At 46.7% G+C, this 20,329-nt stretch carries 18 protein-coding genes; 4 read left to right on the top strand and 14 right to left on the bottom strand.

Features of this window, described 5'->3' with window-relative positions; genetic code table 11:
* Positions 1–391: 391 nt before the first annotated feature.
* From D0B88_RS13185 to D0B88_RS13145, 9 genes are all read right to left on the bottom strand, one after another.
* Positions 392–2,455, bottom strand: coding sequence for a cellulase family glycosylhydrolase (locus D0B88_RS13185; RefSeq protein WP_151057712.1), 2,064 nt, complete (start codon positions 2,453–2,455; stop codon positions 392–394).
* A 188-nt stretch (positions 2,456–2,643) separates the two neighbouring features.
* Positions 2,644–3,495 carry a DUF1080 domain-containing protein gene (locus tag D0B88_RS13180; RefSeq protein WP_151057710.1) on the bottom strand — a complete coding sequence of 284 codons (852 nt, stop codon included), beginning with the start codon at positions 3,493–3,495 and terminating at the stop codon, positions 2,644–2,646.
* 155 nt (positions 3,496–3,650) lie between these two features.
* On the bottom strand, positions 3,651–4,538 hold the full coding sequence (locus tag D0B88_RS13175) for a hypothetical protein (protein ID WP_151057708.1): 888 nt from the start codon (positions 4,536–4,538) through the stop codon (positions 3,651–3,653).
* Positions 4,539–4,570: 32 nt separating this feature from the next.
* Positions 4,571–5,143, bottom strand: coding sequence for a hypothetical protein (locus tag D0B88_RS13170; protein ID WP_007641202.1), 573 nt, complete (start codon positions 5,141–5,143; stop codon positions 4,571–4,573).
* 61 nt (positions 5,144–5,204) lie between these two features.
* Complete coding sequence (locus D0B88_RS13165; RefSeq protein ID WP_007641201.1) at positions 5,205–5,957, bottom strand: ribonuclease H family protein; 753 nt, start codon at positions 5,955–5,957, stop codon at positions 5,205–5,207.
* Positions 5,958–6,020: 63 nt separating this feature from the next.
* Positions 6,021–7,484 (bottom strand): P-loop NTPase fold protein, encoded by a 1,464-nt coding sequence (locus tag D0B88_RS13160; RefSeq protein ID WP_151057706.1) that lies wholly within the window; start codon positions 7,482–7,484, stop codon positions 6,021–6,023.
* The gene (locus tag D0B88_RS13155; protein WP_151057704.1) at positions 7,484–8,905 is read right to left on the bottom strand and encodes a DUF3999 family protein; all 1,422 of its coding nucleotides are present in this window, start codon (positions 8,903–8,905) and stop codon (positions 7,484–7,486) included. The genes D0B88_RS13160 and D0B88_RS13155 overlap by 1 nt, the downstream gene beginning before the upstream one ends.
* Before the next feature lie 161 nt (positions 8,906–9,066).
* Positions 9,067–11,868: a DUF2339 domain-containing protein gene (locus D0B88_RS13150; protein ID WP_151057702.1), complete on the bottom strand. Its 2,802-nt coding sequence runs from the start codon at positions 11,866–11,868 to the stop codon at positions 9,067–9,069.
* Positions 11,869–11,889: 21 nt separating this feature from the next.
* Complete coding sequence (locus D0B88_RS13145) at positions 11,890–12,516, bottom strand: DUF4230 domain-containing protein (protein WP_007641193.1); 627 nt, start codon at positions 12,514–12,516, stop codon at positions 11,890–11,892.
* A 156-nt stretch (positions 12,517–12,672) separates the two neighbouring features.
* Here D0B88_RS13145 and pabB point away from each other — a divergent pair, with 156 nt between their 5' ends.
* The 3 genes from pabB (at position 12,673) to D0B88_RS19015 (ending at position 15,322) form a co-directional block, all read left to right on the top strand.
* Positions 12,673–14,112: an aminodeoxychorismate synthase component I gene (pabB, locus tag D0B88_RS13140; protein ID WP_151057700.1), complete on the top strand. Its 1,440-nt coding sequence runs from the start codon at positions 12,673–12,675 to the stop codon at positions 14,110–14,112.
* 168 nt (positions 14,113–14,280) lie between these two features.
* The gene (locus D0B88_RS13135) at positions 14,281–15,033 is read left to right on the top strand and encodes a dienelactone hydrolase family protein (protein WP_151057698.1); all 753 of its coding nucleotides are present in this window, start codon (positions 14,281–14,283) and stop codon (positions 15,031–15,033) included.
* A 133-nt stretch (positions 15,034–15,166) separates the two neighbouring features.
* Entirely contained in the window at positions 15,167–15,322 is a 156-nt protein-coding gene (locus D0B88_RS19015) for a hypothetical protein (RefSeq protein WP_191966432.1), read from the top strand.
* Between the two features lie 59 nt (positions 15,323–15,381).
* Here the strand turns inward: D0B88_RS19015 and thrH are convergent, their stop codons facing one another.
* Entirely contained in the window at positions 15,382–15,999 is a 618-nt protein-coding gene (thrH, locus tag D0B88_RS13130) for a bifunctional phosphoserine phosphatase/homoserine phosphotransferase ThrH (RefSeq protein ID WP_151057696.1), read from the bottom strand.
* 171 nt (positions 16,000–16,170) lie between these two features.
* On the opposite strand from thrH, the gene D0B88_RS13125 reads away from it, so the two are divergent.
* The gene (locus D0B88_RS13125) at positions 16,171–16,893 is read left to right on the top strand and encodes a phosphoadenylyl-sulfate reductase (protein ID WP_151057694.1); all 723 of its coding nucleotides are present in this window, start codon (positions 16,171–16,173) and stop codon (positions 16,891–16,893) included.
* Between the two features lie 133 nt (positions 16,894–17,026).
* Here D0B88_RS13125 and D0B88_RS13120 read toward each other — a convergent pair whose 3' ends face one another.
* The 4 genes from D0B88_RS13120 to D0B88_RS13105 all read right to left on the bottom strand — a co-directional run bounded on the left by D0B88_RS13120 (position 17,027) and on the right by D0B88_RS13105 (position 20,224).
* Positions 17,027–17,437: a hypothetical protein gene (locus tag D0B88_RS13120; protein WP_040391702.1), complete on the bottom strand. Its 411-nt coding sequence runs from the start codon at positions 17,435–17,437 to the stop codon at positions 17,027–17,029.
* A gap of 189 nt (positions 17,438–17,626) precedes the next feature.
* The gene (locus D0B88_RS13115; RefSeq protein WP_151057692.1) at positions 17,627–18,325 is read right to left on the bottom strand and encodes a polysaccharide deacetylase family protein; all 699 of its coding nucleotides are present in this window, start codon (positions 18,323–18,325) and stop codon (positions 17,627–17,629) included.
* Complete coding sequence (locus tag D0B88_RS13110; protein ID WP_151057690.1) at positions 18,300–18,878, bottom strand: hypothetical protein; 579 nt, start codon at positions 18,876–18,878, stop codon at positions 18,300–18,302. Before D0B88_RS13110 ends, D0B88_RS13115 begins: the two co-directional genes overlap by 26 nt.
* Complete coding sequence (locus tag D0B88_RS13105) at positions 18,875–20,224, bottom strand: glycosyltransferase (protein ID WP_151057688.1); 1,350 nt, start codon at positions 20,222–20,224, stop codon at positions 18,875–18,877. The genes D0B88_RS13110 and D0B88_RS13105 overlap by 4 nt, the downstream gene beginning before the upstream one ends.
* Positions 20,225–20,329 lie beyond the last annotated feature (105 nt).

Below are 20,329 nucleotides of genomic sequence, written 5' to 3'. Positions count from 1 at the left end.
GCTTGATTCATAACTGGATTTCTCGATAACCCTATCAACTCAACAATTGATTTAGCTCCAAAATAATCTGTTCAAAAGAAAAAGGCCCGCTTTGTTTATAAAGTGGGCCTGTTACAACGGCTTTTCCAACCCCAATCAATAAAGCCTCTAACAATTGTGGTTTTGTGATTGCCACTGGGCTGCGATTAAACAATTGGAAAGGGTCATAGCTCTGCTCCACAAGAAAGGCAAAACACCTGAAGCCGGTGCACGCTGGGTTCCATACTTATGGAAGTGGGCGTGAGATGCACGGTGTAGCGTGAGTTCACAGAATTAGCATGCCAGTTTTATTATGCAACCCAAAAGAAAAAGGCCGACTTCATGCATGAAGTCGGCCTGTAGTAACCACTAATTATTCTGCCAAGGTAATAGTGGCACTTTTAATCGTAACTGTTCCTGCCGTTGCGAAGAATTGAAACCCGAACCCAACCGCATCAACCAAACTAATATCCGAGCAGGTGAAGGTAACGTCCTGATTTGCTACCAGCGCAGTCCAACCGGTCCAGCAGGTAAATTGACTGTCGGCCCAGGACGGTGAATAGGCATAGAACTGCATAATGCTATCCATCCCGCCGCTGCGATTAGTTACAAAAGCCTCATCAAAATTAAATACAACACTCATTGTGGCATTGGTCATATTGACGGGCGTGGCTGATTCATAAGAAGCGCCTTGATTACTGGCGTTTACAGTGAACTCAATATGGCTAGCCGATTCATTTTTTACTACGCCGCTATCCACATTCCAGTTAGCGGGACTGGTATCAAGTACAACCAGATTACTCACGCTGGATGAAGAACTGCTGGGCACGCTTGAAGCTTGAACAGAAGAGCTCATCGCTGAACTCGAAGTTCCAGCTGATGACTGGGCCGAAGAACTCGATGAACTACCGTTCAATTTACCAGAGCCTATTAATAGCCCATCAAGCACTTGTTGATTATTGACAGCCGGAGTACCGCGCTCAAACACCTCGCCTGTATCCCAAAAGAATGGCAGCATGCCATTTTCAATTGACGCTTGGGTGACATATTGAGCGTAATAAGCGCGCGACGCGAGATGCTTGGGATAGTCAGAGCAAGCTTCGTCAGAGCGCGGCCTTGCAGCGAACTCTCCTAACACAACGGGGATGCCTTGGTCCGCAAATTTTGTTTTCATTTGGGCAAATTTCGCGTCAACAAACCCCTCTTCCTCGCGAGTCGAGTTGCGAAAAGTATCAGTTTCCGAATGGTTGCCTTCACCCCAGTAACAAAAAAACTGTAAGGTTCCCCAGTCAGCCACTATATCTGCGTCCTGGTTGGTAAAACTAAATGGGTAAAAATGCACCTCAGCCATTTGGCGACCCGTTGCAGTGTCGGATGGCATAACAAACCAATTATTGGTTGCCAGATCAATGTCGGTTTTTGGGGCTTGGATTATCAACACGCGATAAGCGTTTTTACCGCCGGTGGAACGAACCGCATCGACAAATGTTTGGTGATACTCATCAAGAACAGCAACTCTTGATGCAATCACAGAGGCTGACTCGTTGTCATTAGATGTATCAGGCTCGTTGGCGCTCGCAAACATGACATGTTCATCGAATTCGCGCAGATGTGTGGCAATTTGTTCCCAATAAGCTTTTTGTTTGGCTTTTACCGCTTCTTTCTTGGTTTCAGATTCAGCGGCTTCGTGAAAACTTCTCTCCAACCAGCCACCATCCCAATGGATGTTAACCATCACGTAGAGCCCATTATCCACCGCATACTGCACCACTTCCTTCACGCGGTTAAGCCAAACATCACTGATTTTTCCAGTGGCTTGATCAGCATACTGATCCCAGGACACCGGAAGCCGAATCGCGTCAAAACCGCTGTCCTTGATCAATTTGACATAAGCTTCAGAAACCTTCGGGTGACCCCAGCAGGTCTCGGCCGCAGGTTTGCACCCAGTCGCTTCCATTTGGTTTCCAACGTTAATCCCCAGCGTCATTTTGGCCGCCAACTGTATAGCGTTACTTTCCATTCCCGTCATATCCGGGGCGATAGGATTGGTGTTGTAGCTCGGATAAAGCGCAGCGCTGGCTGATGAAACGGCAAGACTGGAGGAACTTGCGAGACTAGAAGAGCTTGCCACAATCGAGGAAGCTGCAAGGCTTGATGAACTGACATCAGCTACTGAAGAGGCAAGACCAGACGAACTGACATCAGCTACTGAAGAGGCAAGACCAGACGAACTGACATCAGCGACTGAAGAGGCAAGACTAGACGAACTGGCGTCGACCGATGAAGCATCAACACTAACTGCGCTCGACTGACTGGATACCGACTCAACCATTGACGAGACACTACTCGAACTGGCACCCGAGCCTGATCCTGAACCGCCACAAGCAGAAAGCAGCGAGGCAATACTTAGCACTAACAATGCATTTATTGTTTTCATAACAGGGATCTCAATACTTATTATTAATAGATGTGCGATCAACCGTACAGCAAGTACGGTTGATCGCAGCCTATTGAAACCCCTGGTAATACTGATATCGCTTTTCGGAAAAAGGTTACCAAAAAACAAAAAGTGGAAGTTTTTTTAACGTTAGTGGTAGTTTGACAAGGGGGCGATGCTGCCTCCGATTAATAAACACACGCTTCCTGTTTATTCTTCACAAAATAGCTTTTGAAATTCTTCGCGGTCTTATCCATACAACCTTCCAAATTCAACAAGCTTACGCGGCGAAAATCTGTAGGGTGACTCTCTGCTTGCAGGGCGATAAAACCACCGCTGTTGGGTGTGCGGTCGTCCCATTGCAAACCGGTGTATTCCAATACTTTTTTGCCGTTAATAAAGTGTTCGGCTTTTTCGCTGCCATGTACTAACAACTCGGCAGTTACCCATTGCTCGCCGTGGAAGGTGTCGCTATTGGAGTTGATGATGTGATCTTCGGTAAATTTTCCGTTGTAGACCACATGGGTACCAGGGGTACACAGGTTGCCGGTAGTGCGCGGGTTTACGCCATCGCCACCCAACAATTGGTATTCCATGCTGCCGGGGAAATCCTGCTTAACGCCCATAGTTTTGGGGTCTTGCGTGTGATACATGATGCCGTTGTTGCGGTACGCCCATGCCGGGCCATTTTTAACCTGATCCCCCACAAAACGGTACTCCACTTTCATACGGTAATGGGAGTATGGGCCGCCGTTGTAAAAAATATGACCGAAGTGATTATTGAATTCTTTGTACTGGTCGTAGCGCATTTTCATAATGCCGTCTTCGACGCGAAAGGTATTAAACGCATTGTCGTTCAACTCAAAGCCACTGATTTTCACGCTCCAGTTGCTTAAATCCTTACCGTTGAACATCTCAATCCATTCTTCTTTGTCCGGGTCATTTACGGTGGTTTTTGCGGGGGCGGCTTGTACCGAGCTTGCCACTGCACACAGCAACATAGCTGCCAGCAGGTGTTGTTTGAATCCTTGGATTGTCATAAATAGCTCTCTTTCTGCTGTGATGGATATTGTTATTAATATGCTTATTAACACTGAGAGCAGAAATCTAAACCAATTATCGGATAAATGGCAGGAGATTTACAAAACCAAACTAACCACAGAGACCAGCCATACAAATCCAACACACAAGCCCGCTACACAAGCCATGCATCGCCATAGAGCTGATCGTAACTGGGCAGTTTTACAATGTCGCAGCCAACGCTTTTGAGGAACATCACCTGCCCTTGCGACAAATCCCGCCCGGCGTGCAGGTAATAAGCGGCGCGTCGCCGCATGGGATAGGTTTTGAAGTATTTAGCCCGCTCGATCAGCAGCCAGCGCAGAAAAATTTCCGAGGTATCCAACCCCAGCCCAACAAACACCAGATCATTATTAAAAATACACTGCAGCCAGGTGTTGCAGCCGTTCCATTGGCCTTGGGGTTTTTCGGAGTACAAGCGCTTATCGCCGCCCTTATGAATTAAAGCGCGTGCGCGCTCAACAGAACCCATGTAATGGCTGAGGCCTAAACGAATACTGCGCGAGTAACGCTTAATACCGTTGATGTGCCAAATCGCAAATTCTTGTGCAGGGTCATTAATCGCGTGCGCTGCAAAGTAACTCGACCAGGGATAAAAATCGGTAAAGCGGACACCATCGGTGTGGTGCAATTGAAGGCCGGCACAATCAGAGAGGGTTTCATCAAAATTCGTGGTTAATACCGGCACCGCATATTGTTGCGCCCAGCGCATCAGGCGAAGGTGATGTTCTTTTGCTTGCCAACCATCCAGAAAACAACAAAATTCTTTTTGCAGATTTTTACTCACCGCATTGCTGCTTAAATCCAGCGCGTCATAAAATTCAGTGAGTGAAATACCCAGCGGGATATCTTTAGGCTCGTCGTGTGTATGCCGTTCCCACAGCTCCAGCAGCATCGCATCCCAAGAGCTAAGCCCTGCATCGCTGTTGTAACGATTAATACCGTTACCGATGATTAACGCCATGTGTGCGTGATTATTTTTTAGCAGGGCTTTCAGGTTCATTGTTATTTTTATCTACAGTGGATATCAATAGCTCACGCCTTTACGCTATAAGCTCGCAAACGCTCTATTTCTGCTTGAGCAAAAGATATTTGTTGTTGCGAAAATTGGTTTAGATCGATATCAGGATAAAGCCCGGAAAAAGCCCTGCTCTGCTCCTCAATATTAAAGCCACCAACCCGATTAAAGTGCTCCCGCAATAACGTTTGTATTGCTGGCACTTTACCGTAAGTATTTTTTAGTCCATTCATTTGTTGGATAAAATCAAGCACACCAGTTTTTCTTGCGCTAAATTTACCAGCCAACTGTAGGTCATGCTGCAATTCCAATAGCAATTCATTAAGGCGGATTTCATCTAAATGAAAGCGGCGATACTTAAAATACAAAACCAATAACACCGCCAATAATACGGCGGGAACACCATAGCGAATAAACTCTGGAAACTGTTGCATCAAATTGGGCAAAGTGAGTGGTAATACAATACCAATACCGTGAGCAGCGCTCCAAGTAAAACGCAATGGCGCTTTACATGCCTGACAAACAAATTCTTCCCCTTGTACTTTTTGCAAATCGCGTGAGCCGCAACAAGGGCATGTACCTAATTTCATTATTGTTTCCTTGTATTAAAACTGTTGGAGGCCGTAATTGCCCCCAATTACTGTTCAGTAATTACCCCGCACGCGTCGCCAGAATCGCCGCAATATCCAGCGGTTCGCGGTACAGCGCAAATTCAGTTTCGCCAGTTTTGATGGCGAGGATCGACATGCGGTCGGCGAGTTCATTGCCCTGTACACCTACGTGGCCATTCACATGCAGCACTTGTACTTTGTCTTTCAGGGTTTGGTGTAGCGAATAAATTTCTTTAATTAGCTCCAGGTTTTTAATCTCCCCGCCCTTCTTTTTCCAGCCCGCTTTTTCCCAACCTACGGCCCATTGCACAACACACTGAATGGAATACTGCGAGTCAGAAAAAACCGCCGCCGTTTTACCTTTGGCGATTTCCTCTTTCGCCAGTAGCAAACCTTGGTGTAATGCATTTAATTCGGCGGTGTTATTGGTACCGTTCGGGTTATACAAACCATACCAAAGCTCAGCGATTTTATTATCGCGATACAACGCCAAACCCGAACCCGCTTCACCGGGGTTTGGTTCACAACCACCGTCAGTAAAAATTTTCACATCCACCGGCAAGGCATTTACTTCTGCCGCGTTATAGGTTTTGATCTTCGCAGCAGTTGCTGCACGCCCACCCGTTCCCGCCGTCGGTTTTGCACCACCAAAAGCTGCTTCGGCTTCTTCACGAGTTAAAAACGATTTATACCGTGCACCGGTAAAACCATCGATATGCTTTTTACACGTAGCCCAATCCGTAAAAATCCCCGTCTCGCGCCCTGCCCATACCACATAAAATTTTGAAGCCATTACACTCTCTTTAATTAATTTTCAGGGTTTTATTAAAATTCACAACAAATATGCTAGTTCTAGTTACTGACTCTTTAGCAATCTGCCCGCCTGAGTTATCAGAAAAAAATAACTAGATATACTTGTTTTGTTATTCCCCTTAAGATTCTCATTTTTTCGCTCCTTCCAAAGCTCTTCCATCACCTCATCCTGAAACATATAACTAGAGCTACTACCATCAAGTTCTTCATGTTTTTTATCTATCAATTTTATATAAAAATTGATAACACTAGGAATATTTAGGTTTTCCGGGTTTGATTTTCTGTGAGGTCTATTTATAGTGCGCCCAAGGGTTAATCCAGCATAAATATTGTCTATACCTCCGCGAGCCTTCATGAATTCTGCAAACTCTTTTGAGTCTTTATCTTCCATTAAGAGTTTATATAAATCCTCATGCTTCAATTTTAGAGACAAAAGGAATAACAAATAGGGGTAATGGAGCGTATCTAAATCCGAAGACAAAATGCAGTTTTTTAAATTTACAAATACCTGCTCTTGCTCTCTTGGGGTTAGTTGAAAAAATCTTGAATTCATTGAAAAGTAGCCATCAATCCCCACTTTATCCAAATAGACCGAAGGTAAATAAATTCTATTTTTAAAGTCAAATCCTGAAACCAAATGTATAGCCATCTTGTCGTAGTCAACAGTTGATAGCGAATATTCCGTATAAAAAAATCGCTTTAGATATGCTGCCGAATTAAAACCTTGTCCATAAACTGCATTTATTGAATGAGCAAGTTGTTTTGAATCTTTTGCAATTATAAAAAACAAGCCTCCAATACTGAATATATGCTTCACCGCCTCAAGTAATTCAATGGCATATGTTGGTCTACACCTGTCAAGCTCATCTATAAAAATGCAAATAGGTAAGTAATCTTTACCTTTGACAGAGCGAAGATGCTCAACAAACACTTTTATTGCTGTAATGAAATCGTTGATACCTTTCTTTTGTTCATGAAAACTGTTCATTGCCTCTGATGCTGCTATTTTAGTCAACGAAGATGATAAATCTTGCGCTGAAGATTTATCCGTATCCACATCCTCTTCATCTTGACTTTCCATGAAAGCGATTCCCGTGTAATGCTTTGCCAGAGCGGCAAGAACAACAGGAAGCGATGGTTTAATAAACTTGAGTGCATTTTTTTTAACTAAAGCCACTTTTTTCCTAGCTGTTGCATTGCCAGAAAATTGCTCCTCTAAGCCTTGACATATGACGGCAATTAGTGAAGTGAGTGGATCTTTAGTAAAGTCATTCTTCCACGCATCAAAGTAAATCACTGGGTGATTTTGCTTAAGCTGTTTCGCAAAACGTTCAAGAAACCAAGTTTTACCAGCACCCCATTCCGAGTTTATGTTCAAAACAAATGAATTTTGATGAGCAGTGTCCATTCGATACGAATTTTCAATAAAACGTTGTAAATAGATGCCATCATCTTTTCTGCCGAGAAGATCTCCTGCCCATATATCATCATCTTCCTTAATCGACATTATTTAGGCTCCTGAGGTTTTGTATTAGCCATCTGCCCCACCAACCGAACCGCCACCCACACTAACGCCCCCACCGCACTAATCAACACCAACCAAAATAAAATGGTTTTCCAATTGATATCTATTTGGTGACGAGCGAAGGAGCCGAGGTTGGGGTTCAGGGGTTCTGCGGTTACGGATTCCCATTGCACATCTTTCCCTGCCATAAGTTGCGAAAATATTTGCGCGCTAACGGCTTGGTGGTCGGTGGTGGTTTGGTTGTCTATGGCGATGTTATAGGGGGCGGTGTTGTTGGCGATAAATTGTAAGGTCTGTGCTGTGCGGTGAAATACCAGCGCAGGTGTTAGCGTGGTGCGCACTAATTCGTTGAGTTCAACGCGCCACTGCGTATCGCTGTTGCTGTAAATACTAATGGCGTCGCTGCGCTGCCATTCGCTGCCGACTTGGGCGTTAAACCAAATACCTTGATGCACTAATTGCCACGGTTGTTTGCTGCTGTGACGGGAAAAAACATTGAGGCGATCACCGTATTGAATGTTGCCTAAATTCAGGCTCACTTGACTAACCGGAGCGATATCGTCGCGGGTAAATTCCCATGCGGCGACGGCTGAATTATTGTTGTGGCGTTCAGCGTGTAAAGCAGAGCTTTGTTTTTCTGCCAAGGCTCCCTGCACTTCCCAGGTGTCAGCGGTGGGTGCGTTGGCAATTTTATCGGTATTTTCAATATGAACGCTGGTGAGTTTTAAATTGTCGCCACCGCGCGTAAATTTTAAGCGCAAATAGGCATATTGCATTTCATTCAGGTTTAGCGCGATTTTATTGCGCGTTAAATACTCGCCCTCTTTCTGCAATTGCACCAGTGTGGTGTTGGTGATAGGTGTCCAGTTGGTCATATCATTGGTGCCACTGACCTCCACTTCCAGATATTGATGCGCCTCGTTAATCGGCCAAAGAATAGCCAAGCTGTCAACACGGGTTCTTACATCGCTCAAATCCACCACATAAAAATCGGTAGCGGCAGTTTGGTTTTCCGCTAAGGGGTTGTTGCCCTTCTCTACACTGACGGAAATTTCGTTATCCGCCAAACGAATAGAGGCGCTGCTTAATATCAACAAAGTTTCTGGCGATGCACCGACGGGCACCGGGAAATAACGCACAGGCGTTTGTTGCGTTTGCACGCTGATTTTTGTATCCGGCGCGCTAATGCGGTACGGCAGCTTATTGCCTTGTTGATCGGTAACGATTAAATCTTTTAATTGTGTATCGGCACTGTAGCGATAAATATCGTGGGTTAAGGTAGTTTGCACATAGCTGCCAGTGGCAGCGTCAATTTTATAAACGGGTATTATTTCAGCACTACATCCCGCACTAAAACCCAGTGCCATTCCAATAGTAGTCAAATACTTTTTAAGGGAATTCATTTTTTACCTCTTATACAAATCGCACATTGGCAGAGTATAAGTTTGCTGTTAGGGGCTTTGTTTCGAAACCCTCAAGTCAGGGACGACTTGAGGGAGCTACAGGGATGTATTCATGCGTTTTCGAAACAAAGCCCCTAATCGCAAACGATTTCGGAGTGCGTTTACTCAGGCTCTACCGCTTTTGCTTTCGCCGGAATCGGCGATAAATAACCAATCAATAACATCAATGCACCTACCGCCATAAACGACACAACACCTGCCAAGGTGCCTGCGCCGCTTAAATCCTTCAGGAATAGTTTTGCGACTATCAGGGCAAGTAAACCAGCACCGAGCATCCAGAGTTTGCGTTCTTGCAGGCGGCGGGAAATGTTCATAACTACCAAAGCGCAAATCGCCCACAAAATGGAAAGCGACATTTGTACGATGGCAGAATCCCACATGACTGCGGCGACATAATCCACCGCCGCGTAATGGTGAATTGCACGTAGCAGCACCAGGTTAATCCACACAAAACCCAAACCACCGAGCAAGCCGTAGCGCAACTCGGCGGGTGCTGTGTGCAAATTAATAAAGCCGCGCTTAATAGCATAAGCAACAATCGCCAATACAGCGGCTTGTGCTAAATCCAGCGGATTGAGTATGGGTAAATAAAATTGATTGGTGATACCGGAATAATGTGAAGCAACAACAAACCAACCGAGTAATAACAGCAACAACGGCGCAGGAATATAATTTTTATAATCCGCCGGATAAGCCGCAAACGGCCAAATGGATTTAGGTGTGAAATACAACAGCGCAACCAAGGGCACAACCAAACACGCAAACCACAATACCGCCGCACTGGTGCCATACCATTGCATAACACCCTGCCAATGACTTGCCTCCCAATACACCAGCGTGAATAAAAACCACGCGCTTAAAATGTGCCACACACTTAATAAACCGCCGGATGACAATTCGCGGCGGCTCCATAAAAAGCGATATTGCACCGCAATAAATAAACCAAGCGCCAATAAACCCCACCCCTGCGACGGATAAACGCCATAACCGATAAATAAGCCTTCGCCAAAATTACGCAGCGCCCAGAGTGACGTTAAAGGCAATAACCAAAAACCGAGCGACGCCAGTGACGGCCAACTTAATTTTTTACTTAACCCGATTACACCGGCAACGGAGACGGCAAAAAAACCAATCAGCGCGGCAAAATGCTGCTCGCCCGCCACATGGGCACTTAACTCCATATAACCCGCATGCAACCACCAGAGCCACGCAATAATTTGCGCAACGGATGCCAGGTGTTTTTCGCTTGAGCGCAGCACGGAAATAAAACGATCTGCAGTGAAGGCAATCGCCAGCGCGGCGACAGACAGGATCAGCAAGCCGATAAAATCACCGCGAATAATGGGCAAGGAACCAGCACTAATACCGTCAATCAGTAATGACACCGCCGCTGCGATATACAACAAGTAACCGGCACAGCGCGGTAGCAATCGCTGCTGACGCATGCCGACCCAAATTAAACCTGCCGCTTCCAAGGCCCAAGTGGCGGATGTCCACTGCGCGTCTAACGCCAGCGGAATGGTGAGCGTGGCAAAGGTCACACCCAAGGCAATAAATGATTCAATCAATACACGATGGGTTTGTTGGTATTTTGCCCAGAGCACGCGCGCCAGCGTGATATAAATTATCGCCAGAATTAATGCACTAATCGCCAAGCCGTATTCAGTGTGTTTAAGCAGCGCGGTTTGCAAACCAAAACCGACAATCGGCAAACCGAACACCAAACTGCCATCCACCAAACCTTTTAAGTTGGGCGGTTGTTTGAGTGAGAATAAAATCGATACGCTTAAATAAAGCGCAAAAAATGCGAGCAAAAACGGTTGGGTGCTGGCATATAAATGCGGCTCGTATTTCAGCACGCCCCAGAGCGAGGTAATGACAAAGGTAAAAACAAAGCCGACCCAATTGAGCAAGCGCCAGGTTTTAAACCAGGCAATGGCGAGAATGCCGAGGTTAAGTAGCAGATAAAAACTAAACAGCCCGACATGATTCCCGGAACCGTCCGAGGTGAGAATGGGCGCAAGAAAACCACCAGCGGTGGCCATTAGCGCCAGTACTTGTGCATTTTGGATAACGGCGAGTAGCACACCCAGCGCAACAATAATCAGCATTAATACCAGCGCAACACCAGTAGGCATCAGTGCATACATTTTGGCCGCCGCAAATATCGTGAGGTACAGCGCACCAATACCACCGCCCTGCAATACCAGCCCGTAACCACCCTCACGGTCACGGGTTTTCCAGCCGAGCCCAATTAACACCAGCGCAATGGCAGCCACTATCGCCATGCGTAATTCCAGCGGAAACATGCCTTGGTTCGCGGCGTACTTCACTAAAAAACTCAAACCAAAAAACATCACTACCATGCCGATACGCACAATAGGATTGCCCTGGGTGAAAAAATCCTTGAGATATTGCTGCAGTTTTTCAGCGGCTTTTTCCACTGCATTGGGCTGGCGAGGCGGGCGCTCATAGCGCGCCGCTGCGGGTTGATAAACAGTTTGTGATTGCGGCACTGTTGTTTGACGTGCGGCAGTTTGTGGCGGCAATTGCGGTTGCGCCGGCGGCAACTCAATACCATGCTCCTTTAAGCGCTCATCCAGCAGAGTTTGGTGTTGAGGAGGTTGGTGTTGCGAAGCTTGTTGCAGCGGCTCCGGCTCTGCATTAACAGGCGACGCTACCGACACCGGCAGTGCAGTAACAGGTTGCGCAGTTGGCGCGGGTGAAATCGGCGGGGATTGCAGTTGTTTTACATCGCGCTGAAGGCGCGTAACCTGACCGCTGAGTTGAATGATTTTGGTGATCAAAAACCCCAGCGCGCCGCCAATCAGCCAACCATTTTCATAAAATGCCGCTTCACCCAAGCCCATCCCGACCAAGGTGAAAATAATCAGTAAAACCATAGAAATTCCTTATGCGTATTTTTATTTATTATCATCAACAAGCACTTGTACCGTTTTCAGCGGTTCCAATACCTTTTCATGCTCCAACTGCCAACCGACGGACGCGCAGAGTTGTTGCATCATTAATTGAATTTGTTTTTGCGCAATTTCGGGTAAATCGCTCGCTTGCGCTTTGTCCTGCATCAGTTTTTTGGCTTCGGCGAGAATTTCGGTGTAATCCTCGTTATCAAACTTATTGAGCAAGCCTTGGTTGATGTCGTAGAACTTGTAATCGGTATCGATAGAAATGATTTCAGGGTCGGCAAAGTGCTCGATAACCAGCGTGCGGCTTTGGTGATCGCGACGAAAACGCATTTTGGCAAAATCGTAACCTACCGATACTTTTGCTTTAGCGACGACCAAGGCTTTGCTGTTAGTTTTGAAAATACCAAAGAAATCTTTTTTGGATTTGTGATCGTATATTTCGGTGAAATAACCTTCGGCTAATACCACCTTAAACACCTTTTCGATCCGCTCCAACAGCACAAAGGATTCAGCAGCAACATCCTGCTTGGCAGGTTTAAACTTTTTGGCGTAGTACCAGCTAAATGCCTGCCAGGCCGCAACCCCGCCAATCAACATGGCCACTATAAAAACGAGGAAATCCATCAGGTTAGTCCTTAATTAACAAACACTTGTCAGCGACAAAAGCACACTCGAAGTCGCAGCAGCTTAAACGGGCTTGGCGTCAAAGTCTAATTGCCGCAGCCGAGGCTTGATAAGGTAGAATGCAACCCCCGTAACGGCATAGCCCGACGAGATTCCATGCCCGACTTTACTGCCACAACACCTCACATTATTCCGCTTGTTTATCAACCAGACTCGGCCCACTGGTTCGCTCTGGTGCGCCATTTACCCCATGCTGTCTGGCTGGATTCCGGCCGCCCGCAGAGCACGTATGGGCGCTTTGATATTATCGCCGCTGCGCCGCAGTGCTTGGTGGAAACACGTGGCGCGAACACATCCATTCGTTACGGTGATGGGCGCACAGACGAATCTGCACTGGATCCGTTTTATCTGCTCAAGCAATTTTTACCTGTCGATCAATTACCCGAACATTCAAATAGCGACCTGCCTTTTATTGGCGGCGCACTTGGCTATTTTGGTTACGACCTCGGCCGCCGTTTGGAAACCATGCCTAATCTTGCTCGAAATGACATAGCGCTGCCGGATATGTCAGTCGGCATTTATCCTTGGGCGATTATTCAGGATCACCGGCATAAAACCGCTTGTTTAGTCATCAACACTGAGCTGGGTCAACGGCTTGGCGGTGCTTATAACTTTTTGGAAATCGAGCAGCTCTGCGCCTCAGCCGCTAAAAACCCAGCGTTCCACGAAGCTATAAATTGCATTAGGAGTGATCAAAAATCGTTCAAAATCAGTGAGTTTGAAAGCAATCTTAAAGTAGAAGAATACCAACAAGCACTGGCCAAAATTCACGACTACATTCGTGCGGGGGATTGTTATCAAGTCAATTTTGCCCAGCGTTTCAGCGCGGAATTCAGCGGCGATCCGCTTATTGCTTACCTCGCCCTGCGTCAGGCACTGCCCTCGCCCTTCTCGGGTTTTATGCAATTGGAGAATGGTGCGGTGCTGAGTTTATCGCCCGAGCGGTTTATTCAGGTGCGTGACAAGCGCGTGGAGACCAAACCGATTAAAGGGACGATCAAACGCGGCGCGACCTCCGAAGAGGATGCCGCCAACGCCGAATGGCTGCAAAACAGCCTGAAGAATCGCGCCGAGAATGTGATGATTGTGGATTTGCTACGCAACGATTTGAGCAAACACTGCGCACAAGTACGGGTACCCACACTCTGCGAACTGCAGACCTTTACCAACGTACATCACCTGGTGAGCACCGTGACCGGTGAGTTAACCCCCAATGCCACCGCCCTTGACCTGCTACGCGATGCTTTTCCCGGCGGCAGTATTACTGGCGCGCCGAAGATTCGCGCCATGGAGATTATCGAAGAGTTGGAGCCCACCCGCCGCTCGCTTTATTGTGGCAGCCTGGGATACATCAGTGCCGACGGCCAAATGGATACCAGCATCGCCATCCGTACCTTGGTATGCGATGGCGACAAAATCCACTGCTGGGGCGGCGGCGGCATAGTTGCAGATTCAGAAACCGAACAGGAATACCGCGAGTCCATCGCTAAGGTAAAAGTGCTGATGGATACACTTGAAAAAGAGTTTGGTTCTTAAATTTGAAGCCCGTTTTCGAAACACGGACTCTTCTTTCAAAAACGCATGAATACATCCCTGTAGCTCCCTCAAGTCGTCCCTGACTTGAGGGTTTTGAAAGAAGAGTCCGAATTCCGAAAACTCAGTGCCAATTACAAAACATCTACCCCATCAATAGAGGAGAAAATAATGCTTATCCAGGATCATCAAATCGACTTAAACACCCCTACCGGCGTTATGCGCTGCTATGTATATCGCCCCAAAAACACACCCGAAACCGCCGGCAAAAAATTCCCTGCGATTATTCTTTACTCCGAAATTTTCCAACAGACCTCACCGATCCGTCGCAGCGCCCAAATTATGGCGGGCCACGGTTTTATTGTGATTGTTCCGGAAGTGTTCCATGAGTTAAACCCAATCGGTACCGTACTGGGTTACGACGATGCCGGCCGCGATAAAGGCAACGCCGATAAAGTCGCCAAAACCCTGGAAGCACACGACAGCGATACTCAGGCGATGATCGATTACGCGCAAACACTGGATTATTACTCCGGCAAAATCGGCGCCATGGGTTTTTGCTTGGGCGGTGGTTTGGCCTATCGCGCGGCCATTAACCCGGCCATCGCTGCCACTAGCTGTTTTTATGCAACGGACATTCACTCCGGCTTAACACCCTCCAACCCCGGCAATGAAAGCCTGACCCGCACCGGTGAAATTACCGGTGAATTGCAGATGATTTGGGGCAAACAAGACCCGCATATTCCGCCGGAGGGGCGCGCAAAAGTTTATGCCAACCTGGTTGCGAAGGGAGTGAACTTCACTTGGCATGAGGTTAATGGTGTGCATGCTTTTATGCGCGATGAAGGCGAGAGATACGATGCAGAGTTGCAGCTGTGGGGTTACCAAACAGCACTGGGCATGTTTAAGCGAGTGCTGTACTAGTAGCAATAGTGACAAAGGAGGTGTCACGCTATGGCTCAACCATAATATTTTGTAACAAGATCATTAGATGATCGTCCAAGTGAAGTGGGTATTGAACTAAACGTTAAAACACCTGATTCATCTTGGAGTTACGATGAAAATACCAACTCAAAAGAACAACAAAATCCTTACTGAACTGGTTATCGGAGCACTGATTATTATCCTCCTCAAAGGGATATTTTTGTTGGGTGTTGGCGCCACAAAACAGCAGTGGGCACCACCCTTGATAGAACTCAATCAACAGCAATAAAAAAGGGGCAATCATATGAATGATTGCCCCTTTTTGCGTTATAGCGATTAAAGCCCTAATTACAAACTCAGTTCACGATTACTCGCTTTGATAAATTCTTTCTTCAAATCTTCGTAAGTGTGTACCGCCGGGAATTGCGGGAATTGGTCGATCACATTTTGCGGTGCATGGAACAGAATGCCTTGATCCGCTTCACCCAACATCGTGGTGTCGTTGTACGAGTCGCCAGCGGCGATTACACGGTAGTACAAGGTTTTCAGCGCTAATACAGATTGACGCTTTGGATCGCGTTGACGCAGGGTGTAGCCAACCACCATGCCGCGCTCATCTATGTTCAAACGGTGACACAGCAGTGTTGGGAAACCCAATTGGCGCATCAGCGGTTGGGAGAATTCATAGAAAGTGTCCGAGAGGATGATCACCTGGAAGCGCTCGCGCAGCCAATCCACAAACTCAACTGCGCCCTCGAGCGGCTTGAGAGTGGCGATCACGTCCTGAATTTCTTTTAAGCCGAGGTTGTGTTGCTCCAGAATGCGCAGGCGCTGCTTCATTAATACATCGTAATCAGGGATGTCGCGGGTAGTGGCTTTAAGCTCTTCAATGCCGGTCACTTTCGCAAATTCAATCCAAATTTCGGGGACCAATACACCTTCCAGATCCAGACATGCTAATTCCACAACAACCTCCAAGACGGTTAATAATCAAGCTATTAGGGGTAAAAAGAGTGGCGGCAATCTACCCTTTTTACCCTGCTAAAGCAAACCTGAATACCGCGCATTACTTGGGCTGGAGGCGGCGCCTCTGGTATCCTTACCGCCTCTTAAAAAGAATGACCGTGAGTAGCCACCATGACCGATAGCCAAATCAATCTTGTTGATCTTGAAGCCAAGTTGCAGCAGGAAAGCCCCCAGAAAATCATCAAATACGCCCTGAGCCAATTCGAGAATATCGCGATTTCTTTCAGCGGTGCCGAGGATGTAGCGCTGATCGAAATGGCGCGCAATTATCGCCCCGATGTACAGGTGTTTTGCCTGGATACCGGCCGCCTCCATGCCGAGACATATCGTTTTATTGAAAAAGTGCGCAAACATTACGGTATTAAGATCGATGTAGTGTCACCCGATGGCGACGCCGTGCGCGCACTGGTGCAAGCGAAAGGCCTGTTCAGTTTCTATGAGGACGACCACAAAGAGTGCTGTGGTATTCGCAAGATTGAACCGCTGCGTAAAAAATTGCTGACAGTGGATGCCTGGATTACCGGTCAGCGCAAAGACCAAAGCCCTACCCGCGCGGAAATCCCCGTCATTCAAGACGACAAACTGTTTGCCCGCCCTGGCGACAAACTGACCAAGTTCAACCCGCTAGCTAATTGGTCATCCAAAGAAGTGTGGGATTACATCCGTATGTGCGAAGTGCCCTACAACGAATTGCACGAGCGCGGGTTTATTTCCATCGGTTGCGAGCCCTGCACCCGCCCCGTTGCACCCGGCCAACATGAACGCGAAGGTCGCTGGTGGTGGGAAGAAGCCACTAAAAAAGAATGTGGTTTACATGCGGGCAATGTGAAGTAACCGCTTGTGAATGGAACATTTTAAAATTAAGACCTAAAAAAACGCCCGGTTTAAAAAACCGGGCGTTTTACTTTAGGGTATTTATTTACGAACAAACGGGGGGGCAAAAGAAAAACTCAGCGTAAAAGAAAACCTAGTTAGACATTTTGGCGATAACACCCAAATTACAACCTGTCACCACGTAACCGCCGCTAATCGATTGAACCTCATTACAAAGCCACAGATTTTTGGGCCAATTGGGAATCCCCAATAATAATTGGCTCGGGCTACCAGGGCTGGCATCCATAATATAAATGGATTCCAATAACAGCCAGGATGAACCTGCACTCATCGAACTTGCATAAATATCAAAAAAGTTAAAACTGAAGTCATTTATTGAAACTGGCTCAGGTAAATCAATAATAGTTTCTTTAACTGCGCCGGGTTGCTGGCCACTGACAGACTCCCAATTACTTCCCATGACCGTTAATTCGAGATCCTGATTGGAGGAGCTCCCACCACGCGCACCAACAATGGTTACAAACTTGATTTTAGAAACCGCCATAACTCACTCCTTTTTTAAGTCAAAAAATTGTCAGATGCTCAGGCCACCTCGCACTGAGTAGCAAGTGTTGAGCATAGGAGCCTCGTTATGAGTTGTCTATCGATATGCTAATTGTTCATCGATATTGGCGCGCAAACCAATATTTTTCACAGTTACAACAAACTTAAAAAAACAGAATTTTTATGTTAATCAAAAAACCTCATCCAACGTACAAGCAGCCAAGGCTTTCTCACCAAGAGACTGCAAAAATGTTGGCAAGCATTCAACCGTAAACTCCGGGTTATTCGCCTCACGCTTTCCATCATGCATCAGTACAATGTCACCCGGCTCAATGGTTTCGAGCCGCCGGGCGATGCCCGCTTTAGTGCCTAGCATGCCCCAATCGATAACACTACGGCTCCATAAAACCGTCGTCATCCCCTCCAAGTGTGCCTGCCTACGCATCGCTGCACGCAAACGCCCAAAAGGTGGACGAAACCACCGGGGTGTAATTCCAGTAATCGACTTAATTATGCTGTTAGTTTTGCTAACTTCCTGCTGCGCACGCAAAGGTGACATCATCCACGGATGACTGTGGCTGTAGGTATGATTACCAATCCCATGACCCGCTTTCAAAATTTCATATACCAAACCGGGAAACTGTTCCACAGCTTCACCCAATACAAAAAATGTGGCTTTTGCATTATGGTTTGCCAATACCTCAAGTATTTTGGGTGTGTATATTGGATCGGGGCCATCATCGAATGTTAAACAAATAGAACAACGTGCATGGACATTTGGAATGCCCAATTTATTAAGGTGGCTTATAGTACGAATGGGCGGCGGCAAAAGTAAATGCGGCAGAGGCTGCAGTTCACCGCGTTTACTTTTGGGCAATAAGAAGTTCATTTTCTTGCGAGTCCGGGGAAAAGTATTTAAGTAAATTACGACGAGTTAACCAATAAGCATAAGGTTGTATTGGTTTTTTTCCGGATACAGCAACATGAGGGAAAAAGACTTTTAATAAGAGCTTAAAATACAAGGCTTGAAAAAAGCTAAAAATTGAATTGGGTTTCGGTTCAATTAAAAACCCCAATCTTTCTCCGTGAGGGGGTAACCAGCTAATTCCATGCAACACTTTAACTCGCTTAAACTTTTCATTTTCATCAATGTGCTTGGCCAACTTCCCCAACGAGGACAGCAACAGCTTGCGAAAATGCAAGGCATTACGAATAGAGTGCTGAGGGTTAGCGGAGGAACCGATAAAAAATTCACGATTAAAATGCAAAATGATTAGCCAGTCGCCGGGCTCAATCCAACTTCCATCATTCATTACGCGCCGCTTACCCGAAAATTTTTCGAAAGAAAAACTTAATAGCTCGTCGAATTTTTCTACGCCATGGTTGCGGCGCCAATAACCATCGTACCAACACATAAATCGGTAAAATAATGATTTTTTCATAGCTCACCCAAACTTACTTCCTCTAAATAAGCCATTTCTTTCTTACGCAGAATTCTTTCCACTTCCACTACCAATTCGCGGGCCGAGTTGGGGCGCCCCAAACGATAGGCATTTCGTTTCATATCCCCCAAACGCTCTGCATTGCTAAATATTTCGCGCAGGGTTTGAGGCAATTGGTCTAACTCAACCAGAAGCCCGGCTCCTCGCTCCCGCAAAAATTGCACGTTGTGCATCTCCTGCCCGCCCAAACAACAGGTAGCAATAAATGGTCGCCCGCATGCGAGGGTTTCGCTCACCGTTAATCCACCGGGCTTACCAATTACAACATCGGCAGCACAGATTAAATGGCTAATGTCATCACACCATCCAAACACGCGAAAACGGGATGGATAATCCAGCGTAAGCGCCTTTAATACCTTTTTCTCAGCAGTATTGTTGCTGGTAGTAACCAGCACTTGATAATTAAGCGATTCATCGTCAAGCAACCGTTTAACGGTATCGAGCACACCAATACCACACTGGCCCCCGGTTATTAAAATGGTCGGTTGTTGATTGAGGCCCAGATCCTGCTGGGCTTTTATTTGCGTGGGAATATTGGTGAACGCAGGCATTAACGGAATACCCGTTACACAAATACGATCTTCCGCTATGCCTTTACGGCGCAGTGATTCAGCCGCTTCGTCATGGCTCACGCAATATAAGCTGGTTGTATTACGAACCCAAAGGCCGTGTGTACCGTAATCAGTTAACACACCAATTACCGGCTGGGTAATCGCCCCTTTTTCAATTGAACGCGCCAACAATGCATTGGGATACATTTGGGTTGCGATCAAAAAATCAGGCGCATATTCGTTCACGAATTTTTTTAAGCGCGAGGCCAAAATGTTATATATCAAACCAAGCAAACCCTGCAAAAGCAGACGCCCGGCAGGAATTTTTTCGCGATTACAAATACTGTTGATTAAAGTATTAAACAATGCGCTGTCGAGACTTTTGTAAGACACCGGCAGCGTAAAATGGGAGCGCTCGACGGCTTCCGGAAAAAATTGCTGTTGCTGCTGCGCTAAAAATTCAATCAAGGCATTATCCGCCGGTATTTTTCCCGCAAGCTGGCGATAGAAATTTTTATCCAAATCATAGAGTTTTTGATACAAATCCGGCTGCTCAGCCGTCATCCGCAAGTAGCCGCCTTGAATTGCCTCGCTTACTTGTGGGTCGATAAGGCTGGTAATGTCCAAATATTGCGTTTCAATATCCGGATAACGGCACCGAAGGGCCGCGTCGATTGCTTCTGCAGCCCGGGTATGTCCATATCCGGGGCTAGAGGTAAGAAATAAGCACTTCATAATATTTCCTTTCTAAAAGTTCCTGGTTTGAATAGACACACAACGCCTTTCAGCCAAGAACAGCGGCTGAGCCCCACATAAGCTATGGTTGTGCATTATTGGCGC

This window comes from Cellvibrio sp. KY-YJ-3, from assembly GCF_008806955.1.
Taxonomy (GTDB): Bacteria; Pseudomonadota; Gammaproteobacteria; order Pseudomonadales; family Cellvibrionaceae; genus Cellvibrio.
This window is presented reverse-complemented; position numbering and strand designations above follow the sequence as displayed.